The sequence below is a fragment of the Herbaspirillum frisingense genome (assembly GCF_047325095.1).
In the GTDB taxonomy this organism is placed as follows: domain Bacteria; phylum Pseudomonadota; class Gammaproteobacteria; order Burkholderiales; family Burkholderiaceae_D; genus Herbaspirillum; species Herbaspirillum frisingense.
Map to the genome: position 1 here is coordinate 2,174,028 of NZ_CP168558.1, position 16,658 is coordinate 2,190,685.

Annotated in this window: 17 protein-coding genes; 16 read left to right on the plus strand and 1 reads right to left on the minus strand. The window is 61.0% G+C overall.

Going from position 1 to position 16,658, the window contains the following annotated elements:
- Positions 1-32 precede the first annotated feature (32 nt).
- Both ACEOAC_RS10150 and ACEOAC_RS10155 read left to right on the plus strand, forming a co-directional pair.
- Entirely contained in the window at positions 33-812 is a 780-nt protein-coding gene (locus ACEOAC_RS10150; protein WP_413443374.1) for a sulfite exporter TauE/SafE family protein, read from the plus strand.
- Positions 806-1,063 (plus strand): hypothetical protein, encoded by a 258-nt coding sequence (locus ACEOAC_RS10155; protein ID WP_241812563.1) that lies wholly within the window; start codon positions 806-808, stop codon positions 1,061-1,063. Before ACEOAC_RS10150 ends, ACEOAC_RS10155 begins: the two co-directional genes overlap by 7 nt.
- 152 nt (positions 1,064-1,215) lie before the next feature.
- Here ACEOAC_RS10155 and ACEOAC_RS10160 read toward each other — a convergent pair whose 3' ends face one another.
- On the minus strand, positions 1,216-1,479 hold the full coding sequence (locus ACEOAC_RS10160) for a hypothetical protein (RefSeq protein ID WP_077238297.1): 264 nt from the start codon (positions 1,477-1,479) through the stop codon (positions 1,216-1,218).
- 57 nt (positions 1,480-1,536) lie between these two features.
- Here ACEOAC_RS10160 and phaC point away from each other — a divergent pair, with 57 nt between their 5' ends.
- The 14 genes from phaC to cheA all read left to right on the plus strand — a co-directional run bounded on the left by phaC (position 1,537) and on the right by cheA (position 16,646).
- Positions 1,537-3,363 (plus strand): class I poly(R)-hydroxyalkanoic acid synthase, encoded by a 1,827-nt coding sequence (phaC, locus tag ACEOAC_RS10165; protein ID WP_241812561.1) that lies wholly within the window; start codon positions 1,537-1,539, stop codon positions 3,361-3,363.
- Between the two features lie 253 nt (positions 3,364-3,616).
- Positions 3,617-4,357, plus strand: a complete 741-nt coding sequence (locus ACEOAC_RS10170; protein ID WP_077238299.1) for a 3-ketoacyl-ACP reductase — start codon at positions 3,617-3,619, stop codon at positions 4,355-4,357.
- Positions 4,358-4,664: 307 nt separating this feature from the next.
- Positions 4,665-5,231 carry a polyhydroxyalkanoate synthesis repressor PhaR gene (gene phaR, locus ACEOAC_RS10175; protein ID WP_075258843.1) on the plus strand — a complete coding sequence of 189 codons (567 nt, stop codon included), beginning with the start codon at positions 4,665-4,667 and terminating at the stop codon, positions 5,229-5,231.
- A gap of 195 nt (positions 5,232-5,426) precedes the next feature.
- Positions 5,427-6,803 (plus strand): 30S ribosomal protein S12 methylthiotransferase RimO, encoded by a 1,377-nt coding sequence (gene rimO / locus ACEOAC_RS10180; RefSeq protein ID WP_413443375.1) that lies wholly within the window; start codon positions 5,427-5,429, stop codon positions 6,801-6,803.
- Positions 6,804-6,820: 17 nt separating this feature from the next.
- Positions 6,821-7,231: a hypothetical protein gene (locus tag ACEOAC_RS10185; protein ID WP_413443385.1), complete on the plus strand. Its 411-nt coding sequence runs from the start codon at positions 6,821-6,823 to the stop codon at positions 7,229-7,231.
- Between the two features lie 134 nt (positions 7,232-7,365).
- Positions 7,366-8,544, plus strand: a complete 1,179-nt coding sequence (locus ACEOAC_RS10190) for a cystathionine beta-lyase (RefSeq protein WP_241812559.1) — start codon at positions 7,366-7,368, stop codon at positions 8,542-8,544.
- Positions 8,545-9,212: 668 nt separating this feature from the next.
- Positions 9,213-9,530: a flagellar transcriptional regulator FlhD gene (gene flhD, locus ACEOAC_RS10195; protein WP_006463263.1), complete on the plus strand. Its 318-nt coding sequence runs from the start codon at positions 9,213-9,215 to the stop codon at positions 9,528-9,530.
- Between the two features lie 174 nt (positions 9,531-9,704).
- A complete protein-coding gene (gene flhC / locus ACEOAC_RS10200) occupies positions 9,705-10,316 on the plus strand; it encodes a flagellar transcriptional regulator FlhC (protein WP_039875244.1) in 612 nt (203 codons plus the stop codon).
- 103 nt (positions 10,317-10,419) lie between these two features.
- The gene (locus ACEOAC_RS10205; RefSeq protein WP_413443376.1) at positions 10,420-11,214 is read left to right on the plus strand and encodes a class I SAM-dependent methyltransferase; all 795 of its coding nucleotides are present in this window, start codon (positions 10,420-10,422) and stop codon (positions 11,212-11,214) included.
- Positions 11,215-11,389: 175 nt separating this feature from the next.
- A complete protein-coding gene (gene motA / locus ACEOAC_RS10210; RefSeq protein WP_006463266.1) occupies positions 11,390-12,250 on the plus strand; it encodes a flagellar motor stator protein MotA in 861 nt (286 codons plus the stop codon).
- Between the two features lie 82 nt (positions 12,251-12,332).
- Positions 12,333-13,271 carry a flagellar motor protein MotB gene (motB, locus tag ACEOAC_RS10215; protein WP_077235672.1) on the plus strand — a complete coding sequence of 313 codons (939 nt, stop codon included), beginning with the start codon at positions 12,333-12,335 and terminating at the stop codon, positions 13,269-13,271.
- 72 nt (positions 13,272-13,343) lie between these two features.
- On the plus strand, positions 13,344-13,898 hold the full coding sequence (locus ACEOAC_RS10220) for a hypothetical protein (RefSeq protein WP_006463268.1): 555 nt from the start codon (positions 13,344-13,346) through the stop codon (positions 13,896-13,898).
- A gap of 130 nt (positions 13,899-14,028) precedes the next feature.
- Positions 14,029-14,394 (plus strand): response regulator, encoded by a 366-nt coding sequence (locus tag ACEOAC_RS10225; protein ID WP_006463269.1) that lies wholly within the window; start codon positions 14,029-14,031, stop codon positions 14,392-14,394.
- Between the two features lie 53 nt (positions 14,395-14,447).
- Positions 14,448-16,646, plus strand: coding sequence for a chemotaxis protein CheA (gene cheA / locus ACEOAC_RS10230; RefSeq protein WP_413443377.1), 2,199 nt, complete (start codon positions 14,448-14,450; stop codon positions 16,644-16,646).
- Positions 16,647-16,658: the final 12 nt, after the last annotated feature.

The window sequence follows — 16,658 nt, forward strand, 5'->3', positions numbered from 1 at the left end:
TGTAGCAAGCACCTTCGACTTCTCCTTTCGCCATGCCCAGCCTGTTTTCCTTCCTCGATATGAATGCCACCGTCCTGGCCGCGAGCCTGGCGGTGTTCCTGCTGGCCGGCTTCGTCAAGGGCGTGATCGGCCTGGGCTTGCCGACGGTGGCGATCGGTTTGCTGAGCCTGGTGATGTCGCCGGTACAGGCGGCGGCCTTGCTGATCCTACCGTCGATGGTCACCAATGGCTGGCAGCTGGCCACCGGTGGCGCCTTCCTGGCGCTGGCGCGGCGCCTGTGGGGCATGCTGGTCGGCATCGTGGTGGGTACGCTGGCCGGCAGCGGCCTGATGGGAGTGGACGGTGGCCGCCATGCCATTGTCATCCTGGGCCTGGCACTGATGCTGTATGCCATCGCCGGCCTGGCGGCGTGGACGCCGAGCGTACGGCCCGGGCGGGAGCGCTGGTGGTCGCCCGTCATCGGGCTATTGACCGGGCTGGTGACGGCGGCCACCGGCGTGTTCGTGATTCCTGCTGTCCCGTATCTGCAGGCGCTGGGCTTGCAGCGCGACCAGTTGATCCAGGCGCTGGGCTTGTCCTTCACGGTCTCCACCCTGGCGCTGGCCGTCAACCTGGGGCAGGGTGGAGCCTTCAGCGGTGGCGTAGGCTGGGCCTCGCTGGTGGTGCTGGTGCCGGCTTTGCTGGGAATGGCCATCGGCACCCGGGTGCGCGGCATGGTCCGTGCAGCCAGCTTCCGGCGCGCCTTTTTCATCGGCTTGCTGCTGCTGGGTCTCCATCTGGCCTGGCACATCACCGAGCTGGCGCCATGGTGACGATGACCTCGCCAACCTGGCGGATCGAGGGGCCGAAGCAGAAGTTGCCCGGCGAAGTGCATGTCTATGCCTGGCTGGATGGCTGCATGATTGCCATGCTTGATTGTGAGTTACGTGACAGTCAAGGATTGAAGTTACGTATGGCCTATGTCTCGCCACCGTGGCGAGGCTCGGCCGTCCTGCGTGACATGCTGGCCGTGCTCAAGCCGTGTTACCGACCGATTGCCCTGCGTCGTTCCCGCAGGCGCTGAGTTCAAGCACTGAAGTTTTCGGTGCAGTCCGCTCCCATGATGCACTGCGCAAACCTGTGTGCCGTATAGCGCGTGGGTTCACGATGATGGTGCGTGCGGTCTGCCGTTTCTAAGTTTTCCTGTTCACCGGATGGAGTAGCCGTCAAGTCTCTTCAGGAAGGGTGACGGTCCTCAGGCTCGGACGGCGACTCGCGTTTCACGGAACTGTCATGTTCCAAGTCTTCCTTGCGGGCCGCTGCCAATTTCTTCATATTTTGACGATTCCGCTTGCGTTGCGGCGTACCCATCAGGTATAAAACGATGGTCAGGGGAATTATCCCGTACAGCAGGAAAGTGGCGATGCCGGCAATCGCTGACTGTTCGGTGATCGACATCATGAAGACGACGTAGAGCCATGCGATAGCGACGATATACATGGTGAGATGGCGCTTCGAGACAAACCGTAAAGATACGCGAAAATTGCAGATCCGAGCATGAACAAGCAGAATCCGCAGCAACCCTCTCCCGATGTATCCGCGTGGCTGGCACAGATGTCCGATCCGAAGTTCTGGACCTCGCTGCAGTCCCAATTCCAATCCCAGTTCGAGCAATTCAGGTCGCATCTGCCGCCCATGCCCAATATGGCTGGCATGGCAGGCATGCCGCCCGGTGCAGGTCAGATCGATCCGACACTGCTGGCCAGGCAGCTGGGCGACATGGGCGCCACGCTCGACCCCGCCGATGCGGTTCGCCTGCAGCAGGAGTACACCCGCGAGTTCGGCGAACTGTGGCAGTCGATGCTGTCGGCCAAGGCGCCGACCATCACCGATCGCCGCCTGTCGGCACCGGCCTGGCAGGAGCATCCCTACTTCGCGTTCCAGGCGGCGGCCTACCAGCTCAATTCGCGCTTCCTGCTGGCCATGGCCGATGCGGTCAAGGGCACCGATAAGGTGCGGCACAAATTACGTTTTGCAGTGCAGCAGATGATTGATGCGATGTCACCGGCCAACTTCCTGGCGACCAATCCGGTGGCCCAGCAAAAGATCATCGAGACCCGCGGCGAGAGTCTCACCAAGGGCATCGCGCAATTGCTGGCCGACCTGCAGAAGGGCCATGTCTCGCAGACCGACGAGACCGCCTTCGAAGTGGGGCGTGACGTCGGCGCCAGCGAGGGGTCGGTGGTCTTCGAGAACGAGCTGTTCCAGCTGATCCAGTACAAGCCGCTGACCAAGACCGTGCATGCGGTGCCGCTACTGATCGTGCCGCCCTGCATCAACAAGTTCTACATCCTCGACCTGCAGCCGCAGAATTCGCTGGTGCGCTACACAGTGGAGCAGGGGCACACCGTGTTCCTCATTTCCTGGCGCAATGCCGACGAGACGGTGGAGGCAGCGACCTGGGACAACTACGTCGATGATGCCGTGGCACGTTCCATCCACATCGTCCAGGAAATCAGCAAGCAGCCGCAGATCAATGCCCTCGGGTTCTGTGTGGGCGGCACGCTGCTGTCCTGCGCGCTGGCGCTCTTGGCCGCCCGTGGCGAAGACCCGGTGGCCAGCCTGACGCTGTTGACCACCTTCCTTGATTTCTCCGACACCGGTGCCATCGACGTCTATATCGACGAGATGCAACTGGCCCTGCGCGAGCAGATGATCGGCCAGCGCGGCCTGATGGCCGGGCGCGATTTTGCCAGCGCCTTCTCCAGCCTGCGTCCCAACGACCTGCTGTGGAACTACGTCGAATCCAATTACCTCAAGGGCGAAAAGCCCAGCGCCTTCGACCTGCTGTACTGGAATGCGGACAGCACCAACCTGCCCGGACCGATGTTCTGCTATTACCTGCGGCATATGTACCTGGAGAATGCGCTCAAGGAACCGGGCCGCCTGACGGTGGGCGGCGAGAAGATCGACCTGCGCAAGATCAGCGCCCCGGCCTTCATCTATGCCTCGCGTGATGATCACATCGTGCCCTGGAAATCCGCCTATGCCTCGCTGGACCTGGTCAACGCCGGCAAACGCAGCAACAACCGTTTCGTGCTGGGCGCGTCGGGACACATTGCCGGCGTGATCAATCCTGCCTCCAAGAACAAGCGCAATTACTGGACCAACGACAAGGCCCGTGCCGGCGCCGATGCCGATACCTGGCTGGCCGGCGCCACCGAGCATCCCGGCAGCTGGTGGGGCGAGTGGGCGGCCTTCCTGGCCAAGCATGGCGGACGCAAGGTGGCCGCGCCCAAGTCGCCGGGTTCGACCCGCTACAAGCACATCGAGCCGGCCCCGGGCCGCTATGTCAAGGTCAAGGCCGACCAGCTGGTGGCCTGAAGGATCAGCCAGCCGGCCAGGGGAGGCCCAGAAGTCGGCGGCAATGATGAAAAGAGGGCGGTGATCCGGCAGACCGGAGCCGCCGACAGAGAGAGACGACCGGCGTCGCATCCGCGGCGGCATCGGCCAGACCAATACAGGGAAGCCAGGCAAGACCCGGCCTCCCGACCAATGCGGCGCAAAGCAGACCCGAAACAGGGGTAACAGGCAGCAGTTGGAACCCCAATAATCACCATCCAATAGGAGGCAGCAAATGAGCAAGCGTATCGCATATGTGACCGGTGGCATGGGCGGCATCGGGACCGCCATCTGCACCCGTCTGTGCAAGGACGGCTATACCGTGGTGGCCGGCTGCGGCCCCAATTCCACCCGCAAGGACTCCTGGCTGGCCACCATGCGCGGCCACGGCTTCGACATCCATGCCTCTGAAGGCAACGTCTCTGACTGGGAATCCACCAAGGCGGCGTTCGAAAAGGTGCGCGCCGAGATCGGTGAAGTGGACGTGCTGGTCAACAACGCCGGCATCACCCGCGACGGCCAGTTCCGCAAGATGAGCAAGGCCGACTGGGATGCGGTCATCGACACCAACCTCAATTCGCTCTTCAACGTCACCAAACAGGTCATCGAAGGCATGTGCGAGCGCGGTTTCGGTCGTATCGTCAATATCTCGTCGGTGAACGGCCAGAAGGGCCAGTTCGGCCAGACCAACTATTCCACCGCCAAGGCCGGCATCCACGGCTTCACCATGGCGCTGGCGCAGGAAGTGGCGACCAAGGGCGTGACTGTCAACACCGTCTCGCCGGGCTATGTCGGTACCGACATGGTGCGCGCCATCCGCCCGGAAGTGCTGGAGAAGATCGTCTCCGGCATCCCCGTCAAGCGTCTGGGCGAGCCGGAGGAAATCGCCTCCATCGTGGCCTGGATCGCCTCTTCCGAGGGCGGCTATGCGACCGGTTCGGACTTCTCCCTCAACGGCGGCCTGTACATGGGCTGATGTCCTTTGCCGCAGCAGGCAGGTTGTCCGCCTGCCTCTGCTGCGGCCATCGGCGGAGAATTTCTCCGCACTGCACGATCGGGCTCCCCATTGTGCGTCTTCCCCCCTATAATGGCTTGCGTTGCTGCCCTGCAAAAGGATTGCGACCGCGTCGCGAGGACGACGCAAGCTGCATCACAGTAGAAGAAGCAAGGAGAGGACAGCATCAATGTCCCGGACGCCCGCGGGTCGGGAGCGCATCGAAACGGCCCGCACCGCTGCAAACCAAGGCCGGCCAACGGCTGCAATGAGAGAGACTGGACTTCAGATGACTACTGCAAAAAATTCGGCAGACCGCTTGATCAAGAAGTACCCCAACCGCCGTCTTTACGACACCCAGACCAGTTCCTACATCACCTTGACCGACGTCAAGCAACTGGTGCTGGACAATGAGGAATTCACCGTGGTCGACGCCAAGAGCGGCGACGACCTCACCCGCAGCATCCTGCTGCAGATCATCCTGGAAGAAGAGTCGCACGGTGTCCCGATGTTCTCCAGCGGTGCCCTGTCGCAGATCATCCGCTACTACGGCCATGCCATGCAGGGCATGATGGGCAACTATCTGGAAAAGAACATCCAGACCTTCATCGATATCCAGAACAAGCTGGCCGAAAATTCCAAGGGCTTCTACGAAGGCAAGCCCTTCAGCCCGGAGATGTGGACCCAGTTCATGAACGTGCAGGGGCCGATGATGCAGGGCATGATGAGCAACTACATCGAGCAGAGCAAGAACCTGTTCATCCAGATGCAGGAGCAGATGCAGAGCCAGACCAAGAACATGTTCGGAACCTTCCCCTTCGGCGCCACCGGTACCCCGCCGGATCAAAAGAAGTAAGCGGCCCGAACGAAAGCTGCCCGACCGACGGCCCCGCGTGGGCCGTTTCGCTTTTCTGGCCTGCCAGGGCGGTCATGACCCGAAAACAGGCGCAAATGAGCGGACGATGTACAATAGCGCCCTGATTTTTAAAGCATTTTTCGCTTTTTCCCGTATTTTCGGCCGCTTGCGGCCCGTCTCACTGAGCCATCTGCCATGTCCAACCCATCTTCTCCCGCCAGCCCGGCCCTGCCCAAGGTCGGTTTCGTCTCCCTCGGCTGCCCGAAGGCACTGGTCGATTCCGAACAGATCCTGACCCAGTTGCGGGCCGAAGGCTATGACACCGCCAAGTCCTACGACGGCGCCGATCTGGTGATCGTCAATACCTGCGGTTTCATCGATGCTGCCGTGCAGGAGTCGCTGGATGCCATCGGCGAGGCATTGAGCGAAAACGGCAAGGTGATCGTCACCGGCTGCCTGGGCGCCAAGAAGGACGCCGAGGGCGACGACATCATCCAGAAGATTCACCCCAAGGTCTTGGAAGTGACCGGTCCGCACGCGGTGGGCGAGGTGATGCAGGCGGTACACAAGCACCTGCCCAAGCCCCATGCCCCCTTCATCGACCTGGTGCCGCCGCAGGGCGTCAAGCTCACGCCCAAGCATTTCGCCTACCTGAAGATTTCCGAAGGCTGCAACCATCGCTGCAGCTTCTGCATCATTCCTTCCATGCGCGGCGACCTGGTCTCGCGTCCCATCGCCGACGTGATGCTGGAGGCCGAGAACCTGTTCAAGGCCGGCGTCAAGGAATTGCTGGTGATCTCGCAAGACACCAGTGCCTATGGTGTGGATGTGAAGTTCCGTACCGGCTTCTGGAACGGCAAGCCGATCAAGACCCACATGACCCAGCTGGTCGGTGCGCTGGGTGAACTGGCCCAGCAGTACGGTGCCTGGGTGCGCCTGCACTATGTCTATCCGTATCCGCACGTTGACCACATCATCCCGCTGATGGCCGAAGGCAAGATCCTGCCTTACCTGGACGTGCCGCTGCAGCATGCCCATCCGGATGTGCTCAAGCGCATGAAGCGCCCGGCCAACGGCGAAAAGAACATCGAACGCATCCAGGCCTGGCGCGCCATGTGCCCGGATATCACGATCCGTTCCACCTTCATCGCCGGGTTCCCTGGCGAGACCGAAGCGGAGTTCGAATACCTGCTGGACTTCCTCAAGGAAGCCGAGATCGATCGCCTGGGCTGCTTTGCCTATTCGCCGGTGGAAGGCGCGACCGCCAACGAGCTCGCCAATCCGGTCCCGGAAGAGGTGCGCGAAGAACGTCGCGGCCGCGTCATGCAATTGCAGGAAGAGATTTCCAAGAAGCGCCTGCAGGCCAAGGTCGGCAAGACCCTGCGCGTGCTGATCGACGAGGTGGACCGCAACGGCGGTACCGGCCGCACCTATTCCGATGCGCCGGAAATCGACGGCGTGGTCTATGTGAAGCCACCTTTCGAGCCGCATCGCAAGCTGGAAGTGGGCCAGTTCGTGGACGTGCGCATTACCGCCGCCGATGCTCACGACCTGTGGGGCGCGGCCGAGTGAAGGCGCAGCGTTTGCTGATGCGCAGCCTGCTGGTGGCGGCGCTGTCCTGCTCGGTCCTCATGCCGGCATCGACCTGGGCCGCCAGGCCAGGACCGGCCGCCAGCGCTCCGGAGGGTTCGCTGCAACAGCTGCTGATGACCCATGCGCTGGTGCTGCGTGGTCAGATCGACGGGCGCGACATCCAGCTTTCGCTGCAACCGAAGAAGAACGAGGACGGCCTGGAAGGGCGTTACTTCTTCTTTGGCGGATCGCCTGAGATCCTGGTTGCCGGTGAGGTCGATGGCGATGATTTCATCATGGAAGAATCAGTCAATGGCAAGGATGTGTCGGGCCAGTGGGAAGGGCATCGGCAGGGCCAGTCCATCACCGGTACCTGGTCCAGTGCCGATGGTGCCGTCATCAAGCCATTCGCGTTGCAACTGCCCTGAGGCCGGGCTGATCGTCTCCGAACCCTTGATCGCGTGATTTGCTGACGCCGGCTTTCGGTGTCGGCAGGCTGCGCGTATAGTGATGCCTTTGCGCGCAGCCTTTCGCTGCGCGTCTCGTTTTCAGAGGCAGAATCGTGTCCGACCCCAAAGAGACTTCTCTCACGCCGCAAACTTCCCTGATCCACAGCAGCTATCGCGCCCCTGACGGTTTCGAGGCCTTCCCGGTGGGCATCCATCACGCTTCCACGGTGGTATTCCCCAACGTCGAGGCGATGCGCTCGCGCGACTGGCGCGAAAAGCTGGGCTATACCTATGGCCTGCACGGCACGCCCACCAGTTTCGTGCTGGAGGCCCGGCTGGCCGAGATCGAGGGCGGCAATTACTGTCGTGTTACGCCCAGCGGGCTGGCCGCCATCGCCATGGTCAACTTTGCCTTCCTCAAGAGTGGCGACGATGTGCTCCTGCCGGACAACGTCTACGGGCCCAGCAAGGACCTGGGCCAGTGGCTGGAGCGTGATTTCCAGATCACGGCGCGATTCTATGACCCGATGATCGGTGAGGGTCTGGCCGACCTGATCATGCCCAATACCCGTCTGGTGTGGACCGAGGCACCGGGTTCGGTATCGATGGAAGTGCCGGATATTCCGGCGCTGTGCCGGGCGGCCCACGCCAGGGGCGTGCTGGTGGCGATCGACAATACCTGGTCCGCCGGCCTGGCCTTCAAGGCCTTCGAGCATGGCGTGGACATCGTCATGCAAGCCGTCACCAAGTACCAGTCCGGGGGTTCTGATGTGCTGATGGGCGCGGTGGTGGTGCGCGACCAGGCCCTCAATGAAAAGCTGGAGCTGGCGCACATGCGCCTGGGGTTCGGCGTGGGCATGGACGACGTCTATCTGGTGCTGCGCAGCCTGTCCTCGATGCGCCTGCGCTTCGAGGCACACGATGCGGCCGCGCGCAAGGTGGCGACGTGGTTGAAGCAGCGCCCGGAGATCGTCTCGGTGCTGCACCCGGCCTTCGAGGATTGCCCCGGCCATGCGCACTGGAAGCGAGACTTCACCGGCGCAGGCGGCCTGTTCTCGGTGATCTTCGATCCGCGCTACGTGGAAGAGCAGACCGACCGCTTTGTCGACAGCCTGCGCCTGTTCAAGATCGGCTACAGCTGGGGCGGTGCACACAGCCTGTGCGTGCCATACCGGATGCGGGGCATGCGTCGGGACTGGATGCGAGAAGGGCAGCTGGTGCGCTTCAACATCGGCCTGGAGGCGCCGGAAGATCTCATCGCCGATATCGAACAGGCCCTGGCACGCATGTAAGCGTCGAGCCAACCCGGCGCGGGGTGTCTGCACCGGGTTTGCCGTCCAGAAATTGAATAAAGGTAAATGTTGCCTCTGTTTCTCGTTTTGGTGCGAAGGAGGCGGTCATAAAATGCTAGTCATTCTTGATACGGCATCCTCATACCGCTGGGCCGCTTCGCATTTTCTCGTCCAGTGGCGCAAAAGATGTCAGACCGCGTAAAACATTGCAATTTTTCTGCGGCCCCGTGTTGAAGGAAACTACAGTTTAGCTCGGCAGTCGAAGAAGAAATGCGGCTGAGCTAGTCGTTACACAGCAACATGGCACAAGAAAACCGCCAAAATTTACAATTTATTTTGTTGCTTTGGTGTCAATTTTGTTGAGCCATTTCGGTCAAGAAACCTTTTGATCAGGAAATTCCTGATTGTCGCTGGAAGTCGCAAGGACTCTGGCTGTTCATTTCCCTGGCATCAAAACTGCAGGGGAAATAGGTCTTCTTGTAAGACAAAGTCTGACAAGCCTGCTGGTTTTGTTTCGGACGAAAAATACCGATCAAGTCTAATTTCCCGCCTGTCCGCCCCCCCTCAGAATTGGCTTGCAGTCAAGTAAATGTAAGCGATTGTAAGCAGCTCAATGCAGCCGAGAGCAGCACAGAGCAGTATGGAGTTCTTACCGAGGTGGGGTGCAAATGAATACCAACGACATGATGGCGGAGATCCGCGATGCCAACCTGAGCTATCTGATGCTGGCACAGCAGATGATCCGTCAGGACAAGCCGACCGCAATCTTCCGGCTGGGTATCAGCGCAGAGATCGCCGATCTGATCGAGGGTTTGTCCAATGCCCAGATCATGAAACTGGCCGCGACCAACATGATGTTGACGCGCTTCCGTTTCGACGATGGTGCCATCCTCGGCATGCTCACCAATTACAACAAGGACAAAAGCCTGGCCCAGTCGCATGCGGCCATCCTGATGGCCTGTCAGCCCAGCGAACAAATTTCGTAAAACAACAAGACAAGAGCAGGACCGGCGCGGGCAGGGGTCAATGCGCCGGAGGGGAAGACGTACCGTAGCAGTTAATGAGTTTGTGTCTTGGATTTGCAGCCTGATGTCCATCTGCCTTGTGCACATGGAGAGGGGTCAGGCAGTGTCACTACGAAATCACCGGGGGGTAGCACCATGGCTAAAAAGAGCGTTGTCACAGAGGCGCAGGAAATTCAGTTGGCCATTGAACTGATCAACCTGGGGGCGCGCCTCCAGTTGCTGGAATCGGAAACTTCGCTGTCGCGCGAGCGCCTGCTGAAGCTGTACAAGGAATTGAAGGGCGTCTCGCCGCCCAAGGGCATGCTGCCGTTCTCGACGGACTGGTTCATCACCTGGCAGCCCAATATCCATTCGTCGCTGTTCATCAACGTGCACCGCTATCTGGTGGAGCATGCCCGCATCAGCGGCATCGAAGCCGTGATGAAGGCCTACAAGCTCTATCTGGAACAGGTCGGTCAGAGCGATGCCGGCGAGCCGGTGCTCTCGCTCACGCGGGCCTGGACGCTGGTGCGCTTCTTCGAAAGCAAGATGCTCATGACCACGCCCTGCTGCAAGTGCGGCGGCCACTTCGTGGTGCATCGACTGGACCTGCATCAGGACTATCTGTGCGGCCTGTGCCACATGCCTTCGCGTGCTGGCAAGACCAAGAAGGCCAAGGATGCGGTGGTCATGGGTCTGGTGGAAGCCCTGCCGGTGGCAGCCTCCGCCCCGATGGTCGCCGAGCCGGTGCTGGCGGCCGTTGCCTGATCCGCAGTGCTGCGCCATCGCTGTCGATGCGGTCGCGGTTCGGCCGCTTGACCGTGACAGTGGCGCCGCTACTCTGCCAGGAAGAATGAGGCCGATTGTCTAGATGTCTGACCTAGAGAACCACCCCGGCGCCCGCCGCAGGCCACTGCTGCAGGCGCCGGCGATCCAGGCCTTGCTGCTGTTCGTGTTGGGCCTGGTGGGCGCCAACGTGATCGACGTGCTGTGCCAGCGCGCCGGTCTTTCTCCCTTTTCTCCCTTGCAAACCTCCGTGCTGCACGGTGCGATTGCCGCGCTGCTGGCACGTCTGCGCCGCATGGCCGTGTGGTGGTGGCTGATCCTGCTGGTGTTCCCGCTGGCGGCGCTGCTGGTAGGGCGGCTGCAATTGCCGCCCTGGCTGTTCCTGGCGGTATTCCTGTTCATGCTGGTGCTGTTCTGGTCCACCTTCCGCAGCCAGGTGCCGTTCTATCCCTCCGGCCGCAATGCCTGGGATGCGGTGGCCGCCTTGTTGCCCCAGGGACGGGCGATCCGCTTCATGGATATCGGCAGCGGCCTGGGTGGCGCGGTGCTGGATCTTTCGCATCGTCGGCCAGAAAGTGAATTCACCGGCATCGAGATCGCGCCCTTGCCCTGGCTGGTGAGCCGCCTGCGCGCGGCGCTGGCGGGCAATCGCTGCCGCTTCGTGCGGGGCGACTATCTGTTGCTCGATTTCGCAGAGTACGACGTGGTGTTCGCCTATCTTTCGCCGGCCGCCATGCTGGCCCTGTGGCACAAGGCCCGGGCCGAAATGCGGCCGGGGACGCTGTTGCTGAGTTACGAATTCCATATTCCGGGGACCACGCCGGACCTGGTGATCCAGCCCGAGGGGCGCGGGCCGGTGCTGCATGGCTGGCGCATGTGAGTGCATAAAGTGACGCAATGCGAGACGCGACGTATCAAGTTTGCCCGGATTGAGCCGTAAATCGAAAAGGAAGGGCGTTTTTCGGATATGTATTCCCTCATTTGCTTGATTGGAATACCTGTAATCTGACGAACGTGAAAATACATGCAACGCCACTGGGACGGGAGCAGGCACTTTGTTAGTCATTATCGGATATGTCATTGTCATGGGCTCCGTCTTCGGCGGCTTTGCCCTGTCCGGCGGCCATCTGGGGGCGCTGTTTCAGCCACTTGAACTGCTGATGATCGGCGGCGCCGCGGGTGGCGCGTTCCTGGTGGGTAACAACGGCAAGGCGATCAAGGCCACGATGAAGGCCTTGCCGACTGTCCTCAAGGGCTCGACCTACACCAAAGCGCTGTACATGGAGCTGATGGCGCTGCTGTTCGAGATCCTGACCAAGTCTCGCAAGGAAGGCCTGATGTCCATCGAAGGTGACATCGAAGAGCCGGAAAGCAGCCCCATCTTCAGCAAGTACCCCGGCGTGCTGGCCGACCATCACCTGATCGAGTTCATGACCGACTACCTGCGCCTGATGGTGTCGGGCAACATGGATGCGTTCCAGATCGAAAACCTGATGGACAACGAAATCGAGACCCACCACCACGAGGGTGAGATTCCGGTGCACTGCATCGCCAAGCTGGGTGACGGCATGCCGGCCTTCGGTATCGTGGCCGCGGTGATGGGGGTGGTGCACACCATGGAATCGGTGGGTATTCCGCCGTCCGAGCTGGGCATGCTCATTGCGCACGCGCTGGTGGGTACCTTCCTCGGTATTCTGCTGGCCTACGGTTTCGTGGGCCCGCTGTCCAGCCTGCTGGAACAGAAGCTGCACGAATCGACCAAGATCTACCAGTGCGTGAAGGTGACGCTGCTGGCCAGCCTGAATGGCTACGCGCCGGCGCTGTCGATCGAATTCGGCCGCAAGGTCCTGTTCTCGACCGAACGTCCGACCTTCCTGGAACTGGAAGAGCACGTCAAGCAGGCCAAGAGCAAGTAATCCTGCCGTTGGCGGATTGGCGGATTGGCGGATGGTACGCGCATCGATTCACACAGACATCAGCATTGAGCAGGAGTAAGGCATGGCCGACGAAGGGCTACGTCCCATAATCGTTAAGCGGATCAAGAAGGGCGGCGGTGGTCACCACGGCGGCGCCTGGAAGATCGCGTACGCCGACTTCGTGACTGCGATGATGGCGTTCTTCCTGCTGATGTGGCTGCTGGGTTCGACTGCCAAGGGCGACCTGAACGGCATCGCCGAATATTTCAAGACCCCGCTGAAGGTCGCCATGGCCGGCGGCTCCGGTAGCGGCGACGCCAATACGGTGCTGCCAGGCGGCGGCAAGGACCTGACCCGCCAGGACGGCCAGTTGCGCAAGGGCGAGAACGATGTGGTCACCCGCAAGCAGACCCTCAAGCAGGCCCAGCAGGAACTGGAGCGTGCCGAGCGTTCGCGCCTGGAGCAACTGAAGTCGCGCCTGGAAAAGGCCATCGATTCCAATCCGACGCTGAAGCAGTTCAAGAACCAGCTGTTGATCGACATCACCTCTGAAGGCCTGCGCATCCAGATCGTGGACGAGAAGAACCGTCCCATGTTCGCCCTGGCCAGCGCCCAGTTGCAGCCCTATACCAAGGAAATCCTGCACGAGATCGGACGCACCCTGAACGATGTCCCCAACAAGATCAGCCTGTCCGGGCATACCGATGCCACGCCGTATTCCCGTGGCGAGAAGGGCTACAGCAACTGGGAACTGTCGGCCGACCGCGCCAATGCATCGCGCCGCGAGCTGATCACCGGTGGCATGGACGAATCCAAGGTGCTGCGGGTGGTGGGCCTGTCCTCGGCGGTGCTGCTGGACAAGGAAGATCCGTTCAACCCCATCAACCGTCGCATCAGCATCATCGTCATGAACAAGAAGGCCGAGGAACTGGTCGAGAAGGATAGTGGCTCGCTGAACGTGCCCACCGACGCCAGCGATGACGACATTCAGCAGGGTTTGACCGCGCCGCCCAAGAACTGAGGCAGGCGTGTCGGGCAGGGATTTGCCATTGAAGCAGAAGTGTTCCAACTGAACAGGGGAAGAGAGCTGGATATGCCGACCAAGACCATGCTGCAGGAGCTCAAGCGCTTGTTGCTCGATACTGCCAGCGGCGGCAGCCGCCAATTGACGGAAGTGGAGTCGGACCTGGTCCAGACCAACATCCTTCTGGGCGAAGCCATCGGCAAGCTGGGTACCAGTTTCATGGAGCTGCACCGTTCTGTGCAGACCCAGCAGACCATCCTCGAGGGACTGATGAATGGCACGGGCGAGTTCGACAGCGAGAGTATCGAACAGCTCAAGGCGACCCAGGCGCAGGTCAGCCACCATGTGAACGCGGCGGTCACCGGTCTGCAGTTCCAGGACATGACCAGCCAGCTGCTGGAGCGTATCGTGCGGCGCGTGATCGGCCTGCGTGAAGCGCTGGGGGTGTTGAGCGCCAACAGTTTCGAGATCGTACCGGAGCAGGGGCAGACCGACGAGGAACTCAGGGAGCTGCTGGCCAGCACCGTGCAGGCGATGGAGGAGCGGCTGACCGTGCTCGATACCGGGCTGTGGAAAGCGGTGCGCCAGACACGCATGGAAAGCGGCGATATCGAGTTGTTCTAAGCCTTTGCGGGCTGAGTGGGTCAAGATTGAACTAGGTCATTCCGGCCGGGCGCAGGGCAATAGGTCGGCGGCCGGAGCTGCGGCATAATGCACATGCGCATGAGCCTTATTGAAGAAACAGGGAGTAACGATGTCCAAAACGATTCTCGCAGTAGATGATTCCGGGTCACTGCGCCAGATGGTGGTATTCAGTCTGAAGGCTGCGGGTTACAACGTGACCGAAGCGGTTGACGGCGTGGACGCGCTGGAAAAGGCCAAGACGCATACCTTCGACCTGGTCCTGACCGACCAGAACATGCCACGCATGGATGGCCTGACCCTGATCCGCTCACTGCGCGAGCTGACCAGCTATGCGCGGGTGCCGATCCTGATGCTGACCACCGAGTTCAGTGACGAGATGAAGGCCAAGGGCAAGGCGGCCGGCGCCAATGGCTGGCTGGTCAAGCCCTTTGACCCGCAGCGCCTGACCGAGGTAGTGCGCAAGGTGATCGGCTGATCTTGCCGGGATAACAAGAACGACACGAACCGCATCCAGCATGGAGCCCAGGCATGAGCATTGATATGAGCCAGTTTTTCCAGGTCTTTTTCGACGAGGCCGAGGAAGGGCTCGCGGAAATGGAAAAGCTGTTGTTGGCCGTCAATGTGGCCTCGCCCGATCCGGAGGACCTCAATGCCGTGTTCCGTGCCGCGCATTCCATCAAGGGCGGCTCGTCGACCTTCGGTCTGACCGACATCGCCGAGGTCACGCACGTACTGGAGTCGCTGCTGGACCGTATCCGCCAGGGCCAGATGGCCCTGACCGCGGAACATGTGGACGCCTTCCTGGCGGCCAAGGATGTATTGAAGTCCATGCTCGATGGCCACAAGCATGGCGCCGAGGTGGATCAGGATGCCGTGGGTGATGTACGCATGCTGCTCGAAGCCCTGTCGCAGGGCAAAAGCTCCAGCACGAGCACTCCCAGGGCTGCTGCTGCAGGACCGGCTGCGGCCGCGGCCGCAGCCATGGTGGGCCCCGACGGCGCCCGTCGCTATCGGCTGGAGATGCCGGTCATCGCCGACAAGGACGCCGAGGCGCTGGCCGACGAGCTGTCCATGCTGGGCAAGATTGAAAAGACCAAGTCTGCCGAAGGAAACTGGGTCTTCATTCTCGATACGGCCGAACCGATCGATGACGTGGTCGCCATCTGCGCCTTCATCGTCAATGTGGCCGATCTGAAGATTTCGCAGGCTGTGGATCCCGGCAAGACCGCCGATGAAGAGCGCGGCTATGGTTTCTTCGATAACTTCGTGACCCAGGAAGAGCGCGAACGCGCCCAGGGCTACGGTTTCTTCGACAACCAGACCACCGTGGAAGACAAGGAGCGCGAGCAGGGCTACGGCTTCTTCGCTCCCTTCGTGCCGCTGGACATCAGCGCCAAGAAGCCTGAGCCGGAGAGCGCCCACGCTGCCGCCGCCCATGGCACCAATGGTGCCAACGGCCATCACGACGACGCCCATCTGCATGGCGAGCATGCCTCCTCGGAAAAGAAATCCGCCAAGGGGGGCGCCGCCCAGGGACCGGAATCCTCGTCGATCCGTGTGAGCATCGAAAAGGTCGACCAACTGATCAATCTGGTTGGCGAACTGGTGATCACCCAGGCCATGATCGAGCAGCGTGTCGGCAAGCTGGATCCGATGCAGCATGAGCACCTGCTCAACAGCGTCAGCCAGTTGAGCCGCAATACCCGGGATCTGCAGGAATCGGTGATGTCGATCCGCATGATGCCCATGGACTACGTGTTTTCGCGCTTCCCGCGCATGGTGCGCGATCTGGCGCACAAGCTTGGCAAGCAGGTCGAATTCGTCACCCATGGCGCCGCGACCGAACTGGACAAGGGCCTGATCGAACGTATCGTCGATCCGCTCACGCACCTGGTGCGCAACAGCATCGACCACGGTATCGAACTGCCGGATGCCCGTCGCAGCGCCGGCAAGAGTGAGGCAGGGGTGCTATCCCTGTCTGCCGAACATCAGGGCGGCAACATCATCATCGAGGTCACCGACGACGGTGGTGGCCTGAACCGCGACAAGATCCTGGCCAAGGCCAAGCAGCAGGGCATGCCAGTGACCGACAACCTGTCGGACGCCGAGGTCTGGCAGCTGATCTTCGAGCCCGGTTTCTCTACCGCCGAGCAGGTGACCGACGTGTCGGGACGTGGCGTGGGCATGGATGTGGTCAAGCGCAACATCCTGGCCATGGGTGGGGCGGTGGATATCCGCTCCAGCAAGGGCTTTGGCACCACCATCTCGATCTCGCTGCCGCTGACGCTGGCCATCCTGGACGGCATGTCGATCCGGATTGGTGAAGAAGTCTACATATTGCCGCTGGGATATGTGGTTGAATCTTTGCAGCCATTGGCGCAAGATATCAAAGAGATTTCCGGTCAGGGCCAGGTGCTGCGCGTACGCGGCGAATACCTGCCCCTGATCCCGCTTTATCAGATTTTCAACATCGAACCCTCCTTCACCGATCCCTCGCAAGGATTGGTGGTCATTTTGGAGTCAGACGGAAAGAAGGCAGCACTTTTCGTGGATGACCTGATCGGACAACAGCAGATCGTTGTCAAGAATCTGGAATCCAACTATCGGAAGGTCGCCGGCATTTCCGGAGCAACCATTCTGGGCGACGGCGGCGTCGCCCTGATTGTCGATGTGGCAGCCTTGCTGCGATCCAGCCGCCAACTGAACGACGAATCTGTATTTTCCTGATATTTAAAGGGC

Coding starts and splice junctions, on each gene's coding strand:
- ACEOAC_RS10150 (WP_413443374.1), top strand. CDS start 33: ATGCCCAGCCTGTTTTCCTTCCTCGATATGAATGCCACCGTCCTGGCC.
- ACEOAC_RS10155 (WP_241812563.1), top strand. CDS start 806: ATGGTGACGATGACCTCGCCAACCTGGCGGATCGAGGGGCCGAAGCAG.
- ACEOAC_RS10160 (WP_077238297.1), bottom strand. CDS start 1,479: ATGTATATCGTCGCTATCGCATGGCTCTACGTCGTCTTCATGATGTCG.
- phaC (WP_241812561.1), top strand. CDS start 1,537: ATGAACAAGCAGAATCCGCAGCAACCCTCTCCCGATGTATCCGCGTGG.
- ACEOAC_RS10170 (WP_077238299.1), top strand. CDS start 3,617: ATGAGCAAGCGTATCGCATATGTGACCGGTGGCATGGGCGGCATCGGG.
- phaR (WP_075258843.1), top strand. CDS start 4,665: ATGACTACTGCAAAAAATTCGGCAGACCGCTTGATCAAGAAGTACCCC.
- rimO (WP_413443375.1), top strand. CDS start 5,427: ATGTCCAACCCATCTTCTCCCGCCAGCCCGGCCCTGCCCAAGGTCGGT.
- ACEOAC_RS10185 (WP_413443385.1), top strand. CDS start 6,821: ATGCGCAGCCTGCTGGTGGCGGCGCTGTCCTGCTCGGTCCTCATGCCG.
- flhD (WP_006463263.1), top strand. CDS start 9,213: ATGAATACCAACGACATGATGGCGGAGATCCGCGATGCCAACCTGAGC.
- flhC (WP_039875244.1), top strand. CDS start 9,705: ATGGCTAAAAAGAGCGTTGTCACAGAGGCGCAGGAAATTCAGTTGGCC.
- ACEOAC_RS10205 (WP_413443376.1), top strand. CDS start 10,420: ATGTCTGACCTAGAGAACCACCCCGGCGCCCGCCGCAGGCCACTGCTG.
- motB (WP_077235672.1), top strand. CDS start 12,333: ATGGCCGACGAAGGGCTACGTCCCATAATCGTTAAGCGGATCAAGAAG.
- ACEOAC_RS10220 (WP_006463268.1), top strand. CDS start 13,344: ATGCCGACCAAGACCATGCTGCAGGAGCTCAAGCGCTTGTTGCTCGAT.
- ACEOAC_RS10225 (WP_006463269.1), top strand. CDS start 14,029: ATGTCCAAAACGATTCTCGCAGTAGATGATTCCGGGTCACTGCGCCAG.
- cheA (WP_413443377.1), top strand. CDS start 14,448: ATGAGCATTGATATGAGCCAGTTTTTCCAGGTCTTTTTCGACGAGGCC.